General features: G+C 34.6%; 18 protein-coding genes. 12 read left to right on the top strand and 6 right to left on the bottom strand.

Annotation, left to right across the window (positions count from 1 at the left end; genetic code table 11):
* Positions 1-7 precede the first annotated feature (7 nt).
* On the bottom strand, positions 8-1,315 hold the full coding sequence (locus ABEB23_RS04630; protein WP_348811243.1) for a TolC family protein: 1,308 nt from the start codon (positions 1,313-1,315) through the stop codon (positions 8-10).
* 320 nt (positions 1,316-1,635) lie between these two features.
* Positions 1,636-2,451, bottom strand: coding sequence for a helix-turn-helix domain-containing protein (locus ABEB23_RS04635; protein ID WP_348811244.1), 816 nt, complete (start codon positions 2,449-2,451; stop codon positions 1,636-1,638).
* Between the two features lie 426 nt (positions 2,452-2,877).
* On the opposite strand from ABEB23_RS04635, the gene ABEB23_RS04640 reads away from it, so the two are divergent.
* The 5 genes from ABEB23_RS04640 (at position 2,878) to ABEB23_RS04660 (ending at position 9,596) form a co-directional block, all read left to right on the top strand.
* Complete coding sequence (locus ABEB23_RS04640) at positions 2,878-4,095, top strand: retroviral-like aspartic protease family protein (protein ID WP_348811245.1); 1,218 nt, start codon at positions 2,878-2,880, stop codon at positions 4,093-4,095.
* A 203-nt stretch (positions 4,096-4,298) separates the two neighbouring features.
* Entirely contained in the window at positions 4,299-5,270 is a 972-nt protein-coding gene (locus ABEB23_RS04645; RefSeq protein ID WP_348811246.1) for a tetratricopeptide repeat protein, read from the top strand.
* 396 nt (positions 5,271-5,666) lie between these two features.
* Positions 5,667-6,749, top strand: a complete 1,083-nt coding sequence (gene gcvT, locus ABEB23_RS04650; RefSeq protein ID WP_348811247.1) for a glycine cleavage system aminomethyltransferase GcvT — start codon at positions 5,667-5,669, stop codon at positions 6,747-6,749.
* A gap of 6 nt (positions 6,750-6,755) precedes the next feature.
* Positions 6,756-8,786, top strand: a complete 2,031-nt coding sequence (locus ABEB23_RS04655) for a S41 family peptidase (protein ID WP_348811248.1) — start codon at positions 6,756-6,758, stop codon at positions 8,784-8,786.
* Between the two features lie 99 nt (positions 8,787-8,885).
* Positions 8,886-9,596: a YebC/PmpR family DNA-binding transcriptional regulator gene (locus tag ABEB23_RS04660; protein ID WP_348811249.1), complete on the top strand. Its 711-nt coding sequence runs from the start codon at positions 8,886-8,888 to the stop codon at positions 9,594-9,596.
* Between the two features lie 225 nt (positions 9,597-9,821).
* On the opposite strand, the gene capA is transcribed toward ABEB23_RS04660, so the two are convergent.
* Both capA and ABEB23_RS04670 read right to left on the bottom strand, forming a co-directional pair.
* Complete coding sequence (gene capA, locus ABEB23_RS04665) at positions 9,822-10,862, bottom strand: cysteate synthase (RefSeq protein ID WP_348811250.1); 1,041 nt, start codon at positions 10,860-10,862, stop codon at positions 9,822-9,824.
* A gap of 72 nt (positions 10,863-10,934) precedes the next feature.
* On the bottom strand, positions 10,935-12,995 hold the full coding sequence (locus ABEB23_RS04670) for a S9 family peptidase (protein WP_348811251.1): 2,061 nt from the start codon (positions 12,993-12,995) through the stop codon (positions 10,935-10,937).
* A gap of 143 nt (positions 12,996-13,138) precedes the next feature.
* Between ABEB23_RS04670 and ABEB23_RS04675 the strand changes: the two genes are divergently transcribed.
* Positions 13,139-13,459 (top strand): YbaB/EbfC family nucleoid-associated protein, encoded by a 321-nt coding sequence (locus ABEB23_RS04675; protein ID WP_348811252.1) that lies wholly within the window; start codon positions 13,139-13,141, stop codon positions 13,457-13,459.
* 83 nt (positions 13,460-13,542) lie between these two features.
* Positions 13,543-13,989 carry a GNAT family N-acetyltransferase gene (locus ABEB23_RS04680; RefSeq protein ID WP_348811253.1) on the top strand — a complete coding sequence of 149 codons (447 nt, stop codon included), beginning with the start codon at positions 13,543-13,545 and terminating at the stop codon, positions 13,987-13,989.
* Positions 13,990-14,048: 59 nt separating this feature from the next.
* On the opposite strand, the gene ABEB23_RS04685 is transcribed toward ABEB23_RS04680, so the two are convergent.
* A complete protein-coding gene (locus ABEB23_RS04685) occupies positions 14,049-15,074 on the bottom strand; it encodes a threonine aldolase family protein (protein WP_348811254.1) in 1,026 nt (341 codons plus the stop codon).
* Positions 15,075-15,164: 90 nt separating this feature from the next.
* On the opposite strand from ABEB23_RS04685, the gene prfB reads away from it, so the two are divergent.
* Together prfB and glgP are read left to right on the top strand one after the other, a co-directional pair.
* Positions 15,165-16,263, top strand: a protein-coding gene (prfB, locus tag ABEB23_RS04690; RefSeq protein WP_348811255.1) for a peptide chain release factor 2 whose coding sequence is annotated in 2 segments (ribosomal slippage) — positions 15,165-15,227 and positions 15,229-16,263 — 1,098 coding nt in all. Because the reading frame shifts where the segments join, the coding sequence is not laid out codon by codon here.
* Positions 16,264-16,471: 208 nt separating this feature from the next.
* The gene (glgP, locus tag ABEB23_RS04695) at positions 16,472-18,136 is read left to right on the top strand and encodes an alpha-glucan family phosphorylase (protein WP_348811256.1); all 1,665 of its coding nucleotides are present in this window, start codon (positions 16,472-16,474) and stop codon (positions 18,134-18,136) included.
* 119 nt (positions 18,137-18,255) lie between these two features.
* Here glgP and ABEB23_RS04700 read toward each other — a convergent pair whose 3' ends face one another.
* On the bottom strand, positions 18,256-18,972 hold the full coding sequence (locus ABEB23_RS04700) for a L,D-transpeptidase family protein (protein ID WP_348811257.1): 717 nt from the start codon (positions 18,970-18,972) through the stop codon (positions 18,256-18,258).
* 254 nt (positions 18,973-19,226) lie between these two features.
* On the opposite strand from ABEB23_RS04700, the gene lpxD reads away from it, so the two are divergent.
* The 3 genes from lpxD to ABEB23_RS04715 all read left to right on the top strand — a co-directional run bounded on the left by lpxD (position 19,227) and on the right by ABEB23_RS04715 (position 22,931).
* A complete protein-coding gene (gene lpxD / locus ABEB23_RS04705) occupies positions 19,227-20,225 on the top strand; it encodes a UDP-3-O-(3-hydroxymyristoyl)glucosamine N-acyltransferase (protein ID WP_348811258.1) in 999 nt (332 codons plus the stop codon).
* Between the two features lie 178 nt (positions 20,226-20,403).
* Positions 20,404-22,032, top strand: coding sequence for an acyl-CoA carboxylase subunit beta (locus ABEB23_RS04710; RefSeq protein WP_348811259.1), 1,629 nt, complete (start codon positions 20,404-20,406; stop codon positions 22,030-22,032).
* Positions 22,033-22,094: 62 nt separating this feature from the next.
* On the top strand, positions 22,095-22,931 hold the full coding sequence (locus tag ABEB23_RS04715) for a glycoside hydrolase family 16 protein (RefSeq protein ID WP_348811260.1): 837 nt from the start codon (positions 22,095-22,097) through the stop codon (positions 22,929-22,931).
* Positions 22,932-22,965: the final 34 nt, after the last annotated feature.

Raw genomic sequence — 22,965 nt, forward strand, 5'->3', positions numbered from 1 at the left:
GAAATTATTATTTATTGAGTAAGCCTGCTGTATGAAGCAATTCAAAGTGTTTCATAACAGCATCTATTCTAGTGGAAACCTTATTGAATTTTGCCTGAAGTAAAGCATTATCCGCATCAACCATTTCTGTAATCAGGACCAATTGGTTAAGGTATTTTACTTTTACAATACGATAATTCTCCTGTGCCAAATCCAGTGCTTTATCGGTAACCTGAAATTTGTCCAGAATTTCCTGATATTGCGTGTGCTTTCTGAACACTTTATCCACCATCTCGTTTTTCACGATCTCAGATTCATTTTTTTGCAATTCCACTTTTAAATTAGCGACCTGCACCCGAGCTTTATTTTTATATAAACCAGACAAATTATAAGAAGCCTCCACTCCTATTTGCCCAATGGTGTAGAGATACGGGCGATCCATCGTAAATAACATATAGTCTGGATATTTTAGATTATAGTTCCCAAATAAACCCACCTTAGGATAATAATTTCCTTTTGCCATTTTTAACTCTGTCTTTTTGACATCTAATTCCCTGCTTGCGATACGCATTTCTTCGTTCTGCATGGTTTCCTTCAAATAATAATCATAGTCTTTCAGAAGATTAATTTCCTCGAGAATGGCTGTTGTGTCAATACTTATTTCCTGTTCTTCGGGCAACTGCAATAACGTTTTTAAATCTTGAAGTGCTATCCTGATATTCTTTTTATTAGTCAGGGCATGAAGCTCTCTGTCCGAAAGCTGCAACTCGGAACGCAGCACTTCATTTTTTGTGACGGTTCCAAAAGTCTTAAACGCTTTCACCTCCTTTAATCGTTCGTGTTCTTCCTTAATACTTTCGTCAATGATTTTCTGGAGTTCCATCATTTTATATATGCCCAAAAAAGTAGCAGTAACATCTAATCGAATGTCGTTTTCGGTTTTCTCTACCTTTATTTTGGTAATTTCGTTTTCCTGTTTCGACTTACTAATCGCATTATTGATTTTATTTCCTGCATAAAGCGGCATATCAAACTTGGTCACCGCATCATATATTACAGTTCCAGGTTCCGGAGTATAGGTGTGCTTATCCTTGAAAAAACTGCCTTCGTATTCTGTCAAATCCGATAAGCGGGAATACATTGCATTAAAATTAACCTCAGGCAAACGAAGGTTTTTAGTCTCGGCAATTTCATTTTCAGAAATGCGCTGTTCAATATGCGATTTCTGAATTGTTTTATTGTTTTCTTTTGCGATTTTTAAAGCATCATTCAAAGAAATCTGATTGGATTCTTGCGCCTGCAATGACGTTATTCCCTGAAAAAAAAGGAATAACAATACTGAATTTTGGGGGAAATTAATTTTTGATTGATCTAAAAGAGACCTTTTTTTGAGAAACATAAATAGGGATAAAGAATATTCTGCAAAGTTCCCTCATTTAATCCATGTTATAAAATCAACAAAAGCCACATATTTATTCATTTCGGCCAAATATAAACCAATAAAAACACGATAACGATTGCAGAAAAGAGGTGCTGTGAAAAAGTCACTTTTTTAACTCGTTGGCTCTAATCATTTTTCTACCACATGGTAGCCACATCGAATTTATAGTTTTCTAAAGACAAAATGACTTATTAAATGCAAAATAGAAGAGAGTCTTATTTTAATATTTCAATTCCATTTAAATAATCGGAAGGTCGCTGTCCTAAAATTTTAAAAAAGGTGTTACTGAAGGTTGGCACACTGTTATACCCAACGGCCCTGGCAACTTCATTTACAGATTGCTTTTTTTCAAGCAACAGTTCTATTGCTTTTAATATTCTTCGAATGGTAAAATATTGAATAAACGACATCCCTAAATCCTTTTGAAACAAACGGTATAAAGAACGCTCGCTAAAGCCAAATCGTTCTGCCAAATCAGAGAACAAAATAGTCTCAGTCAGATTTTCATCTAAATAGCTAATAATTTTATTGAGCCGAATGTCTTTTGGAGAAGGCAATGCCAGAGGCAAATTGGTCAGGCAGATTTCCGGTAAAATGGCTTTAATCGCATTAGCAATGATAAAATTTCTACTTCCTATTTTCAGGTTTCCACTCCATCTATTCGTGAATAACATCATTTGCAGTAATAAATCATTAATGGGATAAATTCCCTCCTTTTGATAAAACGGATCCTCGTTTACATTTATTGGAAAATACAAATTCCGCATCATAACATTTTCAGAACTGGGATGAATACTATGCGCTATTCCGCCCGGTATCCATATGAAATGACGGGCAGGAAGAAAATAGGTTTTGGTTTCTGTTGTAACATGAACAAATCCTCCTTCAGAATATAACATCTGTGCTTTTTCATGTTTATGGGTAGGAATCAACAATTCTCCCATCAAATCATGATAACAATAAATACTTGTTGTATCAGTATCTACCTCTTTGATATAGTATTTCTCTTCTAAATTTTCAGATGAATCCATTGTGATTAAAATGACACTTTATGATTGATTACAACACGATTGGAATAATAATCTTCATTATTCTTTTTCTCAAAAGAAAAATGAAATGTCTAATTAAATTAGATTTCAAAGGTACAAAGACAAAATCAGTAGTGCTGTGCTTCGGTTGAGTTTTCTTAAATCACTACTTTACTGGCTTAGTCGAGTACCTTACGGATAAGGTAGTCATTCACAGAATTCTTCAAAGTCTTGTTGTAATTTGCATCCTGTTACAATATTACTACTTGTTTTAAAAAGGCGAATTTTAAAACAGTCACACTTATAGGTATTCATAATCAAATAGTTACATATAAATCATTTTTTTTAATACCATAGAAATCCTTGCCCAAAACTCAAAAAAAGCGTAATTTTAGAATATCAAAATGACACTATTTACAGATTAAAAAAATGGTAAAAAAACATATCATACTGTTTTTTTTGATAATCATTGTTGTGGGCTGTACTCCTCTTAAAAGGCTAAAAACAGTTACACAGGGAAATGTAGAGTCTAAAAATTACTATGAAGAAATTCCTTTTACCTACTACAACGGTGAGATTATTATCGAGGTAGAAATCAGCGCTGTAAAATACCATTTCGTTTTTGACACCGGTGCCGATCTGACACAAATAGACGATGACTTACGGAATCAAATTGAACACAAATCAAACAAAGTGAGCAATACTATTACTGATGCTAATAATACCAAACAGAAATCGGAATATATTGCTATTGAGAATATTAAAATTGGCACTATCAATTTCAGCAATACTGGTGCTTTTGTTTCGGATTTATCGCATTTTGATGAAATGTTTGGCTGTTTGGAATTTGATGGTATTATTGGAAGTAATCTGATGAGAAAATCCAACTGGCAAATTGATTACGACCAAAAAGTACTTCGCTTTACGGATGAAATTTCCAAATTAAGCACTAACGAAGTTGTGTTTGCTTTCAAAACACATTCGGGAAAATATGGTCCTTCCAAAATAAATTTAGAAATTAATGGTCAAAAGGAAAAATTTACGTTTGACACAGGTTATTCCGGCAGTATTACTTCCAATCTGTCTTTTTTCAAACTATTAAATGCCAATAAAAACCTGGCAATGACATCATATAACTACAGTAATTTTAGCGCTTACGGAAAAACCATAGTTAAAGCCAATTCAGCATACATTCCAAAATTACAAATAGACGATCTCAAATTGCATAATAAACTGGTTAATTTTAAGGAAAACGGAAGTAATTTAATTGGAAATACCTTTTTTCAAAATTATCTTGTAACTCTTGATTGGAAAAATGAACGTGTTTATTTAGCGCCAAGACATGAAATGGAAGACGACGTATTAAAAAGTTTTGAGGTTCTATTTGCACCTGACTATACCGATAATTCCATAAGAATAAATAGCACTTGGGACGATCATCAACTAAAAGAGAAAATCGAAATCGGTAGCAAAATCTCAACAATTAATAGTATAAATGTTTCTAATTTCAATAAACAAGAACTTTGTGAGTATTGGAATACTGAGAAAAAAACCATTTTTAATAATGACACTATTGAAATTGAAGTCATTCAAAATGGAAGGACTGAAAAAATAGTTTTAACCAAAAAACAATTGCTTCCAAAATAATATGACAGCTATCAGATCGTTACAATTAGACTGCTCTCCTTCCCGATAACTTGTTTCAATAATTCTGAAATTCTTTTATAATTGTATTAGCTTTCTGTGACTAAAACAATTAATTTTGAGCGTTTGCAATTTATCCGTTTGACGTCAAAAAGCCTGCTGTAAATTGAAAATGTTACAGACAATACAAAAACATAAAGCCCCTCATGAAGCAATTATTTACCCTTATAACAATAACTTTTTTTACGATTTCTTTTGGACAAACTGCTGATGACTATCTAAAACTTGGTATAGAAAAACATCATTCAAAAGACCTTGATGGAGCAATCAAAGAATATAGTAAAGCAATCAAGGCGGATGATATGATGACTCTTGCCTATTTCAACCGTGGGATGTGTGAACTCGCTTTACAAGATTTCAAATCAGCTTTGAAAGATTTTGATAAAACAATCGAACTCAATCCCAAGATAGCAGATGTCTATTATAGCAGAGCCACCGTTTTTGTAAGCCAGAAAAAATATACCGAATCATTATCCGATCTTGATCAAGCCATTGCAATAGAACCAACAATGTTGCATGCCTTAACGCTCAGAGGTCAAATAAAAGCAAGTATCGGAGATAAAAAAGGAGCTTGTGAAGATTTTAATCAGGCTAAAGAAATCGGAGATAAAGAAGCAGACCAATACCTGAGTAAATATTGCGGTAACAAACAACAAGGAGGAGAATCCCTATCCCTTCATTGGCCAGAAAGTGAAAATTGGAAGCTTGAAAACAATCATGAAACCGAAGAGATGACTATGATGGAATTAATTCCATCAAATGAAACCTTAGAAAATTGGACAGAAATTGGAACTATGATGGCGATAAAAGACGTTAGAAATATTCCGATGGATGTTGCCATGAATATGATGTTTGACCAAGCTAAAAAGAGCGCGCCAAAAGCGAAACTTACTTTCATCGAAAAAGATGAAAGTGTTGAATATCCTTGGATTATTTTTACCATTGAATCGCCAAACTTCAAAAACGATAAAAAATCTGAATCCCAACTTTGGTACATCACACAAGGAAAAACCTCATTATACACCAATTTCCGTGCAATCAAACAGGCTGAAATTCCAGCAGACTTAAAGAACAAATGGATTCGATTTTTTAAGACTGCCAAAGTTGTTAATCAATAGCTATACCCATTTAGTTTTCCTTATTATAGTGGTGTTTTTATGATTTCAGCTGTTGTCCGGACGTATGCCTGCGTAAGGGATTGCGGCGTTATCCTTTATTTTTTTTCTTTAAAAAAATAAAGATATAGCCAAAAACCCGACCCAAAAGTTGAAAATAAGGGAGGAACGGACGAGTTTGCAACTTTTGAGTTACGCCCAAATGACATTAAAAAGAGCCCTATTGTTGTCAGTTTCTTCAAAAGGTATTGATTTGACAAAAAAAATAGTCTTTAAACAGATGATTTTCATGAAATGATTTTTTTCCTTGAGAATTAAATAAATTTCAATGTTTGCAGGCATTGCCACTCCATAAAAAAACAATAAATTAGCTGCATAAAATTTACATAAAAATATACAATGAAAAATACTGCACTAACGCACATTCATGAGAGTTTGGGAGCGAAAATGCTTCCTTTTGCCGGATACAACATGCCTATTTTATATGAAGGCGTAAATGCTGAACACGAAACCGTAAGAACGGGTGTTGGTGTTTTTGACGTATCGCACATGGGGGAATTTATGTTAACGGGTCCAAATGCGTTGGCTTTGATTCAAAAAGTAACTTCAAATGATGCTTCAACTTTAACTAACGGAAGAGCACAATATTCTTGTTTGCCTAATAATGAGGGCGGAATTGTTGATGATTTGATTGTTTATAAAATGAAAGACGAGCAGTATTTACTGGTTGTAAATGCCTCAAATATTGATAAGGATTGGAATTGGATTTCGGCTCATAATGATTTGGGTGTTGATATGAAAAACCTTTCTGATGAGTATTCTTTATTGGCAATCCAAGGTCCTAAAGCAGTTGAAGCGATGCAATCATTATCTTCACTTGATTTATCGGCTATTGCTTATTACCATTTTGAAGTGGGTGATTTTGCAGGATTTGACAACGTAATTATTTCGGCTACAGGTTACACTGGTTCTGGAGGTTTTGAAATTTATTGCAAAAATTCAGATGTAGAAGCAATTTGGAATAAAGTTTTTGAAGCTGGAGCTGCTTACGGAATTAAGCCAATTGGTCTTGCTGCCCGTGATACTTTACGTTTGGAAATGGGATTCTGTTTGTACGGAAATGACATCAATGACACTACTTCACCTTTAGAAGCAGGTTTGGGATGGATTACTAAATTCACAAAAGAATTCACAAATTCTGAAAACCTGAAAAAACAAAAAGAAGCTGGAGTTTCCAGAAAATTGGTTGGTTTTGAAATGCAGGAACGCGCAGTACCAAGACATGATTATGAAATTGTGGATGCTTCAGGGAACGTAATCGGAATTGTAACTTCGGGAACAATGTCTCCTTCTTTGAACAAAGGAATTGGTTTAGGTTATGTGACTACAGAACACAGTGCCTTAGACAGCGACATATACATTAGAATTCGTAAAAATGACGTACCCGCCAAAGTGGTAAAGTTGCCTTTTTACAAAAAATAAAAACAAATGAAAGTATTTTCACTAATACTATTCTTGACCACATTTTCCCTATCTGCTCAGAATAGTGGCCATACTTGTGAAATACTTTTCAAAATAAATACTCTCCTCCAAAAGGAGCATATTCACCCTAAACCGATAGACGATAGTCTGTCGGTTTATATTTTTGATTCCTTTATAGATGAACTGGATCCTGCCAGATCTATTTTTTTGAAATCGGAATTTGATTTACTTTCCCAAAAATATCGTCTGACTATTGATGATAAAATTAAAAGCCAGGATTGCTCTTTCCTAACCGAAATTACAACGATTTACAGAAATGGTCTTTTAAGAAATAAATCAATTATAGAAAAAATAGGCCGAGGAACTATTGATTACCAACGTAAAGACACTATCCGTTTTTATAAAAAAGCATTTCCAGTTTATCTTTTAGATAATGAAGTCGAAAAAGTATGGAGAAAAAAAATACAATACGAAATTCTGGATGATATCACTGAAATAAGCCAAAATTTAGACTCTCTTAAAACCAATTTTATTGCATTAGAAATAAAATCCAAAAATAGTATTATTCAAAATGAACTTTGTCGAATCACTACTCTTTTGAACAGTCAAACCAATTTTGAAGAAAGCATATACAACCATTTTTGCAGTTATTTTGATCCACATACGACTTACTTTAGTAACGATACCAAATCCAGTTTTGTATCCTCAATGTCTAAAGAGCATCTTTCTATGGGAATCAATCTCAGTATGAATGAAAAAAATGAAATCATAATTGATGAAGTAGATCCTAATGGTCCCGCCTTTCAAACTGGGAAAATAAAAAAAGGAGATCAAATTATTTCGATTTCAAATCAAAAAGATACTTTATTGGTTTCCTGCGCGTCATTAGAGTCCATCGCTAATATGATTCAGTCAGACACCAATAAAAATATCGTGTTGACATTGAAAAGGAATTCGGGGAAAAATTTTGACGTCACAATTGAAAAGCAAGTAATAGAAGACGAAGAAAATACTGTTTTTAGTTTCATTGTTAAAAAATCTGAAAAAATCGGTTACTTAAAAATTCCAAGTTTCTATGCTGATTTAGAGGATAACAATGTCAAAGGCTGTGCAGATGATGTAGCCAAAGAACTAATTAAATTAGAAAAAGACAATATCAAAGGACTTGTTATTGATCTAATGGACAATGGTGGTGGTTCTATGGAAGAAGCCGTAAAATTGGCCAGTATGTTCATTGATTCTGGTGCATTTTCAATCATTCTTGATAAAGACAACAACAGAACTATCATTGAAGATCCTTATGAAGGAATGCTTTATAAAGGGCCAATTGTAATTCTTATCAATAGTAATTCGGCATCAGCAAGCGAATTTTTTGCCTCAATTATGCAAGATTATAATCGTGCTCTGCTTATTGGAAGCCGAACACTGGGAAAGGCAACCATGCAAACTATCCTTCCTTTAGAGGATAATGATGATCAGAATTTTGTAAAAGTGACTATTAATAAATTTTACAGAATAACAGGAAAAAGCCATCAAGGTACAGGGGTTGTTCCAAATGTGAAGTTACCTGAAATTTATGAAAACATTTATCCAAAAGAAAATGACTTTCCAACTGCTTTTGCAAATGACAGTATAAATATTCGTTTAAAATTCAGACCTTATCTAAAAAACAGCTTAATACAAACCCTAACTGAAAACAGTAAAAAAAGAGTTAGCAATGATGCCTATTTTAATAATGTACAAGCAATCAACAGTAAAATTGATTCCTTATTAAATAAAACAAAAAGAGCTATTCCTATGACGATAGATGCTGTTTTTGAAGAACAAAAGGTTAAGAACGATTTATGGGAAGAAATCAGCTCTTTTGATGAAAAAAAACTGAACCTGAACGTAGATAATTCTACAGTAAATAAATTTCTTTTGGCACTTTACCCTACCGACAGGGTAATGAACCAACTTCAAATCGACGCCTTAAAAGCGAACCACTATTTGAACGAAGCAACAACAATAATTCAAGAATTTAATGCTTTTAAATAAGACACATTAAATACAAGCTAAATTTTTGAAAAGAATATAATTTATTTTTTGTAAAATGACTAATAGCTGTATTTTTGCAGTTCAAAATAAGAAATAGAAATGGGAAGAGCATTTGAATTCAGAAAAGGCAGAAAAATGAAACGTTGGTCAGCGATGGCTAAAGCCTTTACCAGAATTGGTAAAGATATTGTAATGGCAGTAAAAGAAGGTGGTCCAAATCCTGATGCCAATTCAAGATTAAGAGCAGTTATCCAAAATGCTAAGGCAGCCAACATGCCTAAAGATAATGTGGAACGCGCCATTAAAAAAGCTACCGATAAAGATACTGCTAACTACAAAGAAGTTTTATTTGAAGGGTACGCCCCTCATGGAATTGCCCTTTTGATTGAAACAGCTACTGACAACAACAATAGAACCGTAGCTAATATTCGTAGCTATTTTAACAAATGCAACGGTACTATGGGAACACAGGGATCTGTTGAATTTATGTTTGACCACACTTGCAATTTCCGTATAGCAAAAGGCAATCTTGATCCGGAAGAATTAGAATTGGAATTGATTGATTTTGGAGCCGAAGAGGTTTTTGAAGATGAAGACGGTATTTTAATTTATGCCCCTTTTGGAAGCTTTGGAACAATTCAAAAAGAATTAGAAAACAGAGGCTTGGAAATCCTTTCTTCCGGTTTTGAAAGAATCCCTCAAATCACCAAAGAACTTACAGAAGAACAAGCGGCTGACGTTGAAAAGTTAATTGACAAAATTGAAGAAGATGATGACGTAATGAACGTATACCATACCATGCAGGAATAAGCTGTAAACAAATATTCATGCTAAATAGTATAAAACTCTGGAGAAATATCCGGAGTTTTTTTTTAGTCTTGGTTCACCATATAAGCTTAGATAAGCTTAGATTTTCGATTATAAAGCCTTAAATATTCTTAGGCTGCAATAAGGTTGCTCATCTTTTTTATATGGTTTAAAAATAAAAAAACTCCAGATTTCTCTGGAGTTTTTACTATCTAAATATAGAATAATCTATTTTATAAATTCAATTTTTTGAGCTTCTTCTTCATTAATACTATCAAAGAAACCTTGTTCGTTCATCCAGTCATCACTAAATACTTTACTCATGTAACGTGAACCGTGATCAGGAAAAATGGCAATTACATTACTGTTTTCGTCAAATTCACCTTCGTCTGCATATTGTTTGATTGCCTGAAGCACTGCTCCCGAAGTATATCCCACAAACAAACCTTCTCTTTTGGCTAATTCTCTTGTAGAATGGGCACTTTCTTCATCACTAACTTTCATGAATTTATCAATAATTTCAAAGTCTGTGGCTGATGGAATTAAGTTTTTCCCTAAACCTTCAATTCTGTAAGGATAAATCTCGGCATTATCAAACTCTTTTGTTTCATGGTATTTTTTTAATACAGAACCAAAAGCATCAACTCCTAACACTCTGATATTTGGATTTTGCTCCTTTAGATATTTTGCTGTTCCTGAAATAGTTCCACCTGTTCCACTACATGCAATAAGGTGCGTTAATTTACCTTTGGTTTGTTTCCAAATTTCTGGTCCTGTACTCAAATAATGAGCATCAATATTCAATTGGTTAAAATACTGATTGATGTAAACTGAACCTTTGGTTTCTTCATGTAACCGTTTAGCAACACTATAATAAGAACGCTCATCGTCTGCAGAAACATGTGCTGGACATACATAAACTTTTGCTCCTAAACTGCGCAGCATGTCTATCTTATCCTTTGATGATTTTGAACTTACGGCAAGAATACAACTATACCCTTTTATGATACTCACCATAGCTAAACTAAAACCGGTATTACCCGATGTCGTTTCTATTATGGTATCTCCGGGGCTTAATATTCCCTTCCTTTCAGCCTCCTCGATTATGTATAATGCTATTCTGTCTTTTGAAGAATGTCCCGGATTAAAAGCTTCTACCTTTGCGTAGAAATTACCTTCAAAATCTTCGGTGACTTTATTTAGTTTAATAAGTGGTGTGTTACCTATTAATTCTAAAACGTTATGGTAAGCATTTATTTCTTCTTTCATAAAAAAATAGTTAATCGAAGTTGCTTTTTAATTTAACTTCAATACGGTGCAAATTTAACAAAAAAAATCTAATTAGATTTTAATTTTCTCTAAATCTAATAAAAAACTATATTCTTTGGCTAATTCCTTGATTGCTTCAAATCGTCCGGAAGCACCTCCGTGTCCCGCGTCCATATTTGTATTTAGAAATAAAACCGTATCATCCTTTTTTAAAATTCTTAATTTCGCTACCCATTTAGCTGGTTCCCAGTACTGTACCTGAGAATCATGTAATCCGGTAGAAACATATATGTTAGGATATTTTTGTTCCTTCACATTGTCATAAGGAGAATAGGACAACATATAATCATAATATTTTTTAACATTTGGATTTCCCCATTCATCATATTCTCCCGTTGTAAGCGGAATACTGTCATCAAGCATCGTTGTGATTACATCCACAAATGGCACTTGAGCAATAATCCCATTATACAATTCCGGAGCCATATTGATTACTGCTCCCATCAACAATCCTCCTGCTGAACCTCCTTCGGCGTATAAATGTTGCGGAGATGTATATTTTTCCTGAATCACATATTTAGAACAATCAATAAAATCAGTAAAAGTATTTTTTTTCTTCAATAATTTACCGTCTTCATACCATTGTCTTCCTAAATCCTCCCCTCCGCGAATATGGGCTATCGCAAAGACAAAACCTCTATCTAAAATAGATAAACGGGTGGATGAAAAATAAGGTTCCATAGTGATGCCGTACGAACCATAAGCATACAGCAACAGCGGATTATTCCCGTCTTTTTTCAATTCTTTACGATAAACCATCGAAATTGGTACTTTCGTTCCATCTGTAGCCGTAGCCCAAACCCGTTCTTCGATATAATTATTTTTATCAAATTTACCTCCTAAAACTTCCTGTTCTTTCTTGATTTCTTTTTCCTTGGTTTTCATGTTAAAATCAATAACCGAAGAAGGAGTCGCCAATGATTGATAGCTATAACGCAAGATATCCGTATCAAAATCCACATTTGTAGTGGTATAGGCATTGTAGGTCTCACTGCCAAAAGGCAAATAATATTCCCCTTCTCCACTCCAAGGCATAATGCGGATGTGATTCAATCCATTGGAACGTTCTTCGACAACCAAATAGTTTCTGAAAATTTCAATATCTTCCAGTAAGACTTCTTTTCTATGTGGAATTAAATCCTTCCAATTCTCTTTTGCAGTAGCATTTTCAGGAGTTTTCATCAATTTAAAATTGGTCGCTTTGTCCTTATTGGTCAGTACATAAAACGAGTCTCCAAAATGCGAAATACTATATTCTAATCCGCGAACTCTTGGCTGGAAAACAGTAAACTCGCCATCCGGAGTATCCGAATTTAATATCCGGTATTCCGTAGTTAATGTGCTTCCAGAACTGATTACAATATATTTTTTGGATTTTTCCTTGCTCACAGAAACATTGAAAGTATCATCTTTCTCATCAAAAACCAAAATATCATCGGCCGAATCAGTACCTAGTTTGTGTCTAAAAACCTTATCGGCACGCAAGGTAACTTTGTCTTGTCTGGTATAAAAAATAGTTTTGTTATCGTTTGCCCAAACCGATCCTCCTGTAGCGTTTTCAATAGTATCAGAAAGAATTTCCCCTGTTTCGAGATTCTTTATTTTAATGGTGTAAATACGTCTTCCAACAGTATCTACTCCGAAAGTCGCAAATTTATTATCCGGACTAACACTCAAACCTCCTAATTGAAAATAGGAATGTCCTTTGGCTAAATCATTACAATTGAACAAAATTTCTTCATTGGCGGAAAGACTTTCTTTTTTTCTCGAATAAATAGGATAATCCTGCCCTTTCTCGAAACGGGTAATATAGTAATACCCATTATATAAATAAGGAACCGATTGATCATCTTCCTTGATTCTGCCTTTCATTTCCTCAAACAATTCCTTTTGAAAATCTTTGGTATGAGCTGTCATGGCTTCATAATACGCATTTTCCTGATTCAAATAATCAATCACTTCAGGATTCTCTCTTTCATTCATCCAGAAGTAATTATCAATCCTTACTTCCTTATGTTTCTTTAATGACTTTGGAATTATTTTGGCCTTTGGAGGCAATATATTTGCTGACATTGTTTGCGTTTGGGTATTAGTTAAAGAAGCTACAAAAATAACACAAAGACTGCTTATGACGATTCTATTTATCATTAAATTTTCATTGTAATACGTCCGCAATGTGCTAATTTTGTACTCAAATAATTTTAAAAAGAGCAAAAATGGATTTAATGGGAATGATGGGAAAACTTAGAGAAACCCAACAAAAAATAGAAGACACAAAAAAACGCTTAGATACTGTACTAATCGATGAACAAAGTAATGACGGTCTATTGAAAGTGACACTTACTGCCAATAGAAAAATAAAATCCATTACAATCGACGATTCGCTATTAGAAGACAAAGACCAATTAGAGGATTATTTGATTGTAACATTGAATAAGGCTATAGAGAAAGCGACTAATGTAAATCAAGCAGAATTGGATGCTGTTGCCAAAATGGATATGCCAATGATTCCAGGAATGGACAATTTATTTAAGTAATTACAAGTAGACAAGTTATAAGTCATAAGCTTTCACCACTGAAAACTTATCACTTATAACTTGTTCCTTTTTTTTTATTCCAAATGAAAGAAATTGAATTTAATTATAAAAAAGCCTCTCAGGCTGATATTAACTATCTTCTTTGGTTAAGAAAACAAACAATGACTGAACATTTCCTAAACTCAGGAATTGAGGTTAATGATGAGTATCATCTTGAAAGAATTAAGTATCATTTTGAAGATGCAAAAGTTATTCTCCTAAACGAAAACCCTATTGGGCTTTTAAAAGTAAACGAAAATGAAATCGGATTTGAAATTATTCAAATTCAAATTGATCCGGAGCATCAAGGCAAAGGATTCGGAAAAAAGATTATTCAATCTGTTATTGATAAAGCCGCTTCCCAAAATTTACCCGTACAATTAAGCGTTCTCAAAAACAATAAAGCTAAAAAACTCTACAAGAGCTTAGGTTTTCAAATAATCAACGAAAATGCGGATTCTTTAATCATGAAAAAAGAAAATGAGTCATGAATTTCTATAATTAAAAACTCATAACTCACACTTCATCCTTCATAATTAATAACTCATACTTAAAGAACCAATTTTTCTAAGGTTTCTAAAACATACGTATGCATTACTTCTCTGTAATCCAGATGTGTTACAATCCTTAATTTTCCGAGCCCCATAGAACTTATCGAAATATTTTTTTGTTTTAATTTTTCAATTAAATACGAATCACTATAATTGGGTGCCAACGAAAAGATTAGAATATTCGTTTCCACATGTTCTACCGAAGCAACCCAACTGGCATTATTTAATACTTCCGCCAATTCTCTGGCTCTTCGATGATCTTCTGCCAAGCGTTCTATATTATGTTCTAAAGCATAAATTCCGGCTGCCGCCAAATAACCTACCTGACGCATACCTCCACCTAATATTTTTCGGATTCGTAAGGCCCTATGAATGGTAGCTTTGTCAGATATCAATACCGAACCGATAGGCGCTCCCAATCCTTTTGACAAGCAAACGGAAATCGTATCGAATATTTTTCCAAACTCTTTCGGATCTTGATTTTTGGCTACCAAGGCATTCCAAATACGGGCACCATCGAGATGAAATTTCAAATTATGAGCATCGCAAACCTGCTTAATTTTTTGCAAATCGGCTATTTCGTAACATGCGCCACCTCCTTTGTTTGTCGTGTTTTCAACGCAAACTAAACTCGTTAAAGGACTATGATAAAACTCCGGATCATTTATCGCTCCGGCAACTTGTTCGGCTGTTATCATTCCGCGGTGTCCATTCAATAAACAACAGGAAACCCCACTGTTAAAAGACACTCCTCCCCCTTCATAATGATATACATGAGCATATTTATCGGCTATTAATTGCTCGCCGGGTTGCGTATGCAATTTTATTGCTGTTTGATTAGCCATCGTTCCCGATGGGAAAAAAAGTCCTGCTTCCATTCCAAACATTTCGGCTACTTTTGATTCCAGTTCAATAACCGTTGGATCCTGCTTGTATACATCATCGCCAACCTTGGCATTAAACATATATTGCAGCATTTCAAATGTTGGCTTGGTTATCGTATCGCTAATTAAATTTATTTCCATATATTTCTTTTATTTCCTATTCGCGACTAGTCTGGACTTGTCCCTACGCAAAAAATTCCTATTTTTGCAACACAAAATTACTATAAATTTATGACAACTACCGAACAAATAAAAGGTATTGTGGAGCGCCTTGGTGCGTTGAGGAGGTATCTTTGACGTTGATGCCAAATTAATTGAAATCACCAACGAAGAAGAAAAAACTTTTGCTCCCGACTTTTGGAATAACGCAAAAGAAGCTGAAATCATTATTCGAAATCTCAGAAATAAAAAAAAATGGATTGAAGATTACGACAAAGCAGTCGAACTGACTGATGAGTTGCAACTCGCCTATGATTTTTATAAAGAAGGAGAGCTTACGGTAGAAGAATTAGACGACCAATACAAAATCACTCTGGACCACATTGAAGCTATCGAATTCAAGAATATGCTTTCTGACGAAGGAGACAGCTTGAGTGCTGTGTTGCAAATTACAGCGGGTGCTGGTGGTACAGAAAGTTGTGATTGGGCCGAAATGCTTATGCGTATGTACATGATGTGGGGCGAAAAACACGGTTACAAAATCAAGGAACTCAATTTTCAAAAAGGAGAATCGGCTGGTATCAAAACGGTCACACTCGAATTTGAAGGAGACTATTCTTTTGGCTATTTAAAAGGTGAAAACGGCGTACATCGATTGGTGCGTATTTCTCCATTTGACAGTAATGCCAAACGCCATACCTCTTTTGCTTCGGTTTATGTGTATCCATTGGCAGATGATACGATCCAGATTGACATCAATCCTGCAGATATTTCCTGGGAAACTATGCGTTCGAGCGGAGCTGGTGGACAAAACGTGAATAAAGTGGAAACCGCGGTACGTTTGCGTCACCATCCTACAGGAATTATTATCGAAAACTCGGAAACGCGTTCGCAATTAGACAATAAAACCAAAGCCATGCAATTATTGAAATCTCAGTTGTATGAAATTGAGTTGAAAAAGAAGCAAGCTTTGCGTGACGAAATCGAGGCCAAGAAAATGAAAATCGAATGGGGTTCACAGATCAGAAATTATGTCATGCATCCTTATAAATTAGTCAAAGATGTCCGTACCGGTTATGAAACCAGTGATGTTGATGGTGTAATGAATGGGGAAATTGATCCCTTTCTAAAAGCATTCCTAATGATGATGGGACAAAGGGAAGAAGAGTAAAAATCCTAAATATTCAAAATAAAACCTATAAATCCTTTTATAGGTTTTATTTTTTATCTCTTTATTTCACTATCTATTACACTACATCGTTTTAGTGTAATAAATTGATAAATAATCAATTACAGAGCGCTTTTTCCTGTTTTATTTTACTTTTTTTTCATTATTAATTTTTAAATTTGAGAATAATTAATTTTAATCTGATTTAAAAATGAGCAAGTTACTCCCTGAAAAATACAGACATCCATACGTTTTTGATAAAAAATATGAGAAATCGGCCGTTTATTTCTCTATGGAATTTGCAATAGATCAAGCTTTAAAAATATATTCTGGTGGTTTAGGTTTTTTAGCCGGCTCTCATATGAGAAGTGCCTACGATTTGAAACAAAATTTAATTGGAATCGGAATTTTATGGAAAAAAGGATATTATGATCAATATCGAAAAGAAGATCTTTCCATGGGATCACTTTTCATAGATAAAAACTACAGTTTCTTAGAAGACACCAATATTAAATTTACCATAAAAATCAATAATCATGATGTATGGGTGAAAGCCTATTATTTGGATCCAAAGACATTTGGCACCGTACCCATGTTTTTTCTTTCTACAGATGTTCCCGAAAATGATTATTTAGCAAGATCAACAACCTTCAAATTATATGATTCTGATCCAAGTGCCAAAATTGCCCAAACGATGGTTTTAGGATTAGGAGGCGCTAAATTATTAGATGCTTTAGATTACGATCCCGATATTTATCATCTTAATGAAGCACATGCCGTTTCCTGCGTTTTTCATTTATACAACAAATACAAAAGTGTTGAGAAAATCAAAGAGAAAATGGTCTTTACCACGCACACACCTGAAGAAGCAGGTAATGAAAAACATGATATCAACTTATTGGAAAGATTAAGTTTTTTCGACGGTATTCCGATGGATAAAGTTCGCGAAATAACTGGAATTTACGACAATACATTCAACCATACTTTAGTGGGACTTCGTTTAAGCCATAATGCTAATGGAGTTTCAAAATTGCATGGAGAAGTTTCCAGAGATATGTGGAAAGATTTTCCGGGAATCTGCCCGATTACTAACATTACCAATGCGCAAAATAAAAAATACTGGGTCGATCCATGGCTTGACGAAGCTTTTAAAAATAAAGACAGAGAGGCTTTAATCAACAGAAAGAAAAGATTAAAAACAAAACTCTTTGAGGTCGTAGCCGATCAAACCGGAAAAATATTTGATCCCAATATATTAACTGTTGTATGGGCGAGACGATTTGCCGAATACAAAAGGCCAGATTTGATTACCAGGGATATTGAAAGATTTAAAAAGCTGTTAGCAAATTCGGAACAACCTATTCAAATTATTTTTGCCGGAAAACCCTATCCTATGGATTACAATGCAATACATATTTTTGACAATCTCACTTATATGAGCGCAAATATCAAAAACATGGCAGTCCTTGTAGGACATGAGCTAAAATTATCCCGCCAGCTAAAAAAAGGTGCAGATCTTTGGTTAAACAACCCTAGGGTTACCAGAGAAGCTTCAGGTACTTCGGGCATGACAGCAGCAATGAACGGAGCCATTAATTTTTCAACTAATGATGGTTGGGTTCGTGAATTTAAAGACATGAATAAAACACAAAACTCTTTTGTATTACCTATTGTTGACCATAATCTGCCAACGTATGAGCAAGATCGAATGGATTTAGAGAACATGTATGAAATGCTCGAAAACGAAATTCTTCCTTTGTATTATGGTGCTCCTAAAAAATGGTGGGATTTGGTAACAACCAGCATGAAACAAATCGTTCCCTTTTTTGACTCCGACAGAATGGTAGACGAATACTACAAGAAATTATATAAATAATAGAATATATAATAGAAAGCTCATTTTAATCATGAGCTTTTCTATGTTTAATAAATAATAGTAACTCGTAAAATCATTTCTATTTGGTCGCATTTTTTTCTTTGCGAAAAAAAAGTAGTTTACAAACCTTCTTTCAAAACATCAAAATTTCCCATAATAATAGTTGGATTTTGTTTTGGATCCAGCCAATTAACAATCTGCTTCATGCTTTCCTCATCGATAGCTATACAACCAGCTGTTACATAAGGTGCTTTCACTCCTAAATGAAAAAATATAGCACTCCCTTTTCCTTTGATTATAGGGTTTGTATTGTATTCTATAACCATGCAATACTTGTAAGCATCATTACTTAATAATAAATTTTCATAGGATTTTGCATTGGTAGCGCCTCTCACATGCTTATTATAATCCTCTGAATTAACATCATCAATCCATTTATCTTCCTTAGTGGTTTGTTGATTTTCTAAAAGTGTATGGAGTTGTTTTTCATAACTGAATAATTTCCCCAAAGCAAAAATTCCAGTTGGAGACTTACCGTCGCCTTCCACCTTATCTAGTGGCAACGCGAAACCATTTTTACCGATACCTGCTGCTATCGGTCCCAATTTTAAACCCCAATTAGTATCTTTCTTTTCCAAAACCACAAAATAAGCAGTATGACTTTCCATCCTGTAGTTATAGGCTACCAGCAATTGTGAAATAGTATCTAATTTGCTCTTATTATGTTCTGCAACTAATAGTGCATTTTCAATGATGCTATTGTTTGTTTGCGCCTTTCCGTTATTACCAAAAAACAGCAGTATCGTCAAAACCTGAAATCTGTTTAAAAGTCTCATTGTGCTATGGATTGGTTGTTTAATAGTCGATTTGTTCCGTAATTTATCTATAGAATACGATTCTGATACTATCCTTTTTTAAACCAAATTAAATTACTCCTTCAAATATAACCAATCAATCATAAGATTATTCATTATTTTTTACAGATTTTTCATTCGGACAAATCAAAAAACCAGCTTCTGTAGTAATCCATTAGGAATATTAATCCAAATTTACTTTATTTGGTCACCACAATAAATCAAATCAATAACTAATGAAATCCTATTCCATTCAAGAAATAAACGACATTTTAAAAGGTGTAATTGTAGGCAGTACAAATCAAAGCATTACTGCACCGGAACAATTGGAAATGGCCAATTCGAATGAAATTTCGTTTATCGGAAATAAAAAATATGAGAAATTGTGGGAAACTTCAAAAGCTTGTGCAGCCATTGTCAACGAAGATATTTCAATAGAACCTGGCGAGAACAGAGCTTTTATAAAAGTACGAAATGCTGATTTAGCCATGTCTCAGATATTGGAGCTTTTTGCTCCTCCTACTCCATTGTTTACTATAGATATCCATCCAACTGCAGTGATTGATCCAACAGCCATTATTGGAAATGGTACCCGAGTTGGGGCTGGCAGTTATATAGGGCCAAAAGTAGAAATTGGAGAAAATGCAACAATATATCCTAATGTTACTATTCTTGACGAATGTACCATCGGAAAAAACACGGTGATCTGGTCTGGAGCAGTCGTTCGTGAACGTTGCCATATTGGAAATGATTGTATTTTACATCCCAACTCAACGATAGGTGCCGATGGTTTTGGTTTTAGACCTTGCCCGCAAAGAGGTTTGGCAAAAATCCCACAAATTGGAAATGTAATTTTGGGGAACGGAGTCGAAATTGGTGCAAATTCCTGTGTTGATCGAGGAAAATTCAGTTCTACAGTTATAGGAGATGGTTGTAAAATTGACAATTTAGTACAAATAGGCCATAACAGTAAATTAGGCCGCTTTTGCATCATCGCTGGAAATTCTGGATTAGCAGGATCAATAACCCTAGGAGACGGAGTTATAATCGGCGGGAGCGCATCTATTAAAGACCATGTGACGATTCACGATGGTGCTAAGATTGGAGCCGGCTCCGGTGTAACCTGTGATGTCCCTGCCGGAAAAATTGTTTTAGGCTATCCCGCCGTAGAAGCCCGTGATGCCTTAAAACAATGGGCTATCTTAAAACGATTGGTTAGCGAGTCGAAGAAATAAACACTCCTTTTAATTCAAAAATAACCAAAAGAAACAGTAATTATCTATTGTTTCTTTTGGTTTTATTTTACTATTAGATGTTCATTTAGATCATTTCAAAACTGGCAAATATGATGAAATTTATTACTTTGAATTTTGTATTTTAGCAGTCTCTTTATATTTAAAAATATACTTTTCCATGGATTTGAACTTCAACAAAAACGAAGACCACAATAAACTTTTACTTTCAACTTTACGTCAAAAACTAACCAATGTTAAGTTGGGTGGCGGAGAAAAAAGAATTCAAAAACTACATTCAGAAGGAAAAATGACCGCAAGGGAGCGTATCGATTATTTGCTTGACGCCAAAGCTAAAAGCATAGAAATCGGTGCATTTGTGGGCGAAGGAATGTATGCTGAACACGGAGGCTGCCCTTCAGGTGGAGTCATCGTTAAAATAGGATTCATCAAAGGAAAACAATGTATCGTTGTGGCCAATGATGCTACCGTGAAAGCGGGCGCCTGGTTTCCTATTACCGCCAAAAAAAATCTTCGTGCTCAAGAAATTGCCATGGAAAATAAATTGCCAATCATATATTTGGTAGACAGTGCGGGGGTTTATTTGCCTTTGCAAGACGAAATTTTTCCTGATAAAGAACATTTTGGCCGTATCTTCAGAAACAATGCCATCATGAGCAGTATGGGAATTACCCAAATTGCAGCCGTTATGGGAAGTTGCGTTGCTGGAGGTGCCTATTTGCCTATTATGAGTGATGAAGCTTTAATAGTGGATAAAACAGGAAGTATTTTCTTGGCGGGAAGTTATTTGGTGAAAGCTGCCATTGGCGAAAGTATTGATAATGAAACCCTGGGAGGCGCAACCACACATTGTGAAATTTCAGGTGTTACAGATTACAAGGCCAAAGATGATAAAGATGCTTTGGACAAAATAAAAAATATTGTAGACAAAATAGGCGATTTTGATAAAGCGGGTTATAGCCGCATTAAAGCGGAGAACCCAGCCTTAGACGAAAAAGAAATATATGGCTTATTACCAAAAGCCAGAAACGAACAATACGACATGATGGAAATCATCAAGCGATTGGTTGATAATTCAGAGTTTGAGGCTTACAAAGACGGTTACGGGCAAACGATTATCACCGGTTATGCCAGAATTGATGGTTGGGCAGTGGGAATTGTTGCCAATCAACGAAAAGTAGTAAAAACTAAAAATGGTGAAATGCAATTTGGAGGTGTCATCTATTCTGATAGTGCCGACAAAGCTACCCGATTTATAGCCAATTGCAACCAAAAGAAAATTCCATTGGTCTTTGTTCAGGATGTTACCGGTTTTATGGTTGGATCAAAATCTGAACATGGTGGTATCATAAAAGATGGTGCGAAAATGGTGAATGCCGTCTCTAATTCGGTTGTGCCAAAATTTACCGTAATCGTTGGAAATTCATATGGTGCCGGAAATTATGCCATGTGCGGAAAAGCGTATGACCCAAGACTTATCTTTGCTTGGCCAAGCGCAGAGCTTGCCGTTATGGGTGGAACGCAAGCCGCAAAAGTATTGGCACAAATTGAAGCTTCTTCGCTTAAAGCAAAAGGAGAAGTAGTGGATGAAGCCAAAGAAGCTGAATTATTCGAAAAAATAAAAGCGCGTTATGACGAGCAGGTTTCACCGTATTACGCTGCTTCCCGATTATGGACTGACGCTATTATTGATCCGTTAGAAACCCGAACTTGGATTTCGATGGGAATTGAAGCTGCCAACCATGCTCCTATTGAAAAGAAATTTAACTTAGGTGTTATTCAGGTCTAACAGCCAGGCAATCGAAAAATCGAATTTATGTCGTTTTTTATTTCAGAATCTAAGAAACTATTATGTCCGAAGCAAACCCTAAATTTTTAGAAGATTATCCAGCAAATCCTGCTGAAAAAGAAAGTTATATTCTTGAATTTAATGAGGAATTTCAAACTCCGGTTCTTGATATAAAAAAATGGATACCCTATTATTTACCCCAATGGAGTTCCAGAGAGTTATCAAAACCAAATTATCATTTTCATAATGGAAATTTGGTTTTAGAGATAACCAAAGATCAACAACCATGGTGTCCTGAATTTAACGGTGATGTAAAATGCTCTTCAATACAAACTGGTATTTTTTCAGGAAAACTTGGAAGCAAAGAAGGACAACATCGCTTTAATCCCTTGTGTGTCGTTCGGGAAGAACAAACTAATATTCAGACATACATGCCTCAATATGGTTTTTTCGAAATTAGAGCAAAAGCATTGGATACTGAATCAAATGTTGTTGCTTTGTGGATGATTGGTTATGAAGACAAACCCGAAAAATCGAGTGAAATTTGCATCTTTGAAATAAAAGGGGAAAATGTAAATAAAGAATCGGCCATTATTGGGTACGGAATCCATCCTTTTGGTGATCCAACTATTCAGGACGAATTTCGTGAAGATAGCTTTGCTATAGATGTTACAAAATATCATGTATATGCGGTGGAATGGACGCCTGCTTATGTTGATTTTTATATAGACAACAAAAAAGTCAGAACCATTCATCAATCTCCAAACTATCCGATGCAGTTGATGTTGAATATCTATGAATTACCTATAGAAAAAGTGCGCATCGGAAAGGACAATCAATATCCAAAGGAATTTACTATCGATTACATAAGAGTTTATCAGCCGGAAGAATCGTATTAGACCATTCTTTCCTTCCAAATTATAAAACCTTAAT

The sequence above is a fragment of the Flavobacterium maritimum genome (assembly GCF_040049085.1).
GTDB classification, from domain to species: domain Bacteria; phylum Bacteroidota; class Bacteroidia; order Flavobacteriales; family Flavobacteriaceae; genus Flavobacterium; species Flavobacterium maritimum.

Excerpts from the sequence above, each read along its gene's own strand:
- ABEB23_RS04635 (WP_348811244.1), bottom strand. The coding sequence starts at position 2,451 with ATGGATTCATCTGAAAATTTAGAAGAGAAATACTATATCAAAGAGGTA.
- ABEB23_RS04640 (WP_348811245.1), top strand. The coding sequence starts at position 2,878 with ATGGTAAAAAAACATATCATACTGTTTTTTTTGATAATCATTGTTGTG.
- ABEB23_RS04645 (WP_348811246.1), top strand. The coding sequence starts at position 4,299 with ATGAAGCAATTATTTACCCTTATAACAATAACTTTTTTTACGATTTCT.
- gcvT (WP_348811247.1), top strand. The coding sequence starts at position 5,667 with ATGAAAAATACTGCACTAACGCACATTCATGAGAGTTTGGGAGCGAAA.
- ABEB23_RS04655 (WP_348811248.1), top strand. The coding sequence starts at position 6,756 with ATGAAAGTATTTTCACTAATACTATTCTTGACCACATTTTCCCTATCT.
- ABEB23_RS04660 (WP_348811249.1), top strand. The coding sequence starts at position 8,886 with ATGGGAAGAGCATTTGAATTCAGAAAAGGCAGAAAAATGAAACGTTGG.
- capA (WP_348811250.1), bottom strand. The coding sequence starts at position 10,862 with ATGAAAGAAGAAATAAATGCTTACCATAACGTTTTAGAATTAATAGGT.
- ABEB23_RS04670 (WP_348811251.1), bottom strand. The coding sequence starts at position 12,995 with ATGTCAGCAAATATATTGCCTCCAAAGGCCAAAATAATTCCAAAGTCA.
- ABEB23_RS04675 (WP_348811252.1), top strand. The coding sequence starts at position 13,139 with ATGGATTTAATGGGAATGATGGGAAAACTTAGAGAAACCCAACAAAAA.
- ABEB23_RS04680 (WP_348811253.1), top strand. The coding sequence starts at position 13,543 with ATGAAAGAAATTGAATTTAATTATAAAAAAGCCTCTCAGGCTGATATT.
- ABEB23_RS04685 (WP_348811254.1), bottom strand. The coding sequence starts at position 15,074 with ATGGAAATAAATTTAATTAGCGATACGATAACCAAGCCAACATTTGAA.
- glgP (WP_348811256.1), top strand. The coding sequence starts at position 16,472 with ATGAGCAAGTTACTCCCTGAAAAATACAGACATCCATACGTTTTTGAT.
- ABEB23_RS04700 (WP_348811257.1), bottom strand. The coding sequence starts at position 18,972 with ATGAGACTTTTAAACAGATTTCAGGTTTTGACGATACTGCTGTTTTTT.
- lpxD (WP_348811258.1), top strand. The coding sequence starts at position 19,227 with ATGAAATCCTATTCCATTCAAGAAATAAACGACATTTTAAAAGGTGTA.
- ABEB23_RS04710 (WP_348811259.1), top strand. The coding sequence starts at position 20,404 with ATGGATTTGAACTTCAACAAAAACGAAGACCACAATAAACTTTTACTT.
- ABEB23_RS04715 (WP_348811260.1), top strand. The coding sequence starts at position 22,095 with ATGTCCGAAGCAAACCCTAAATTTTTAGAAGATTATCCAGCAAATCCT.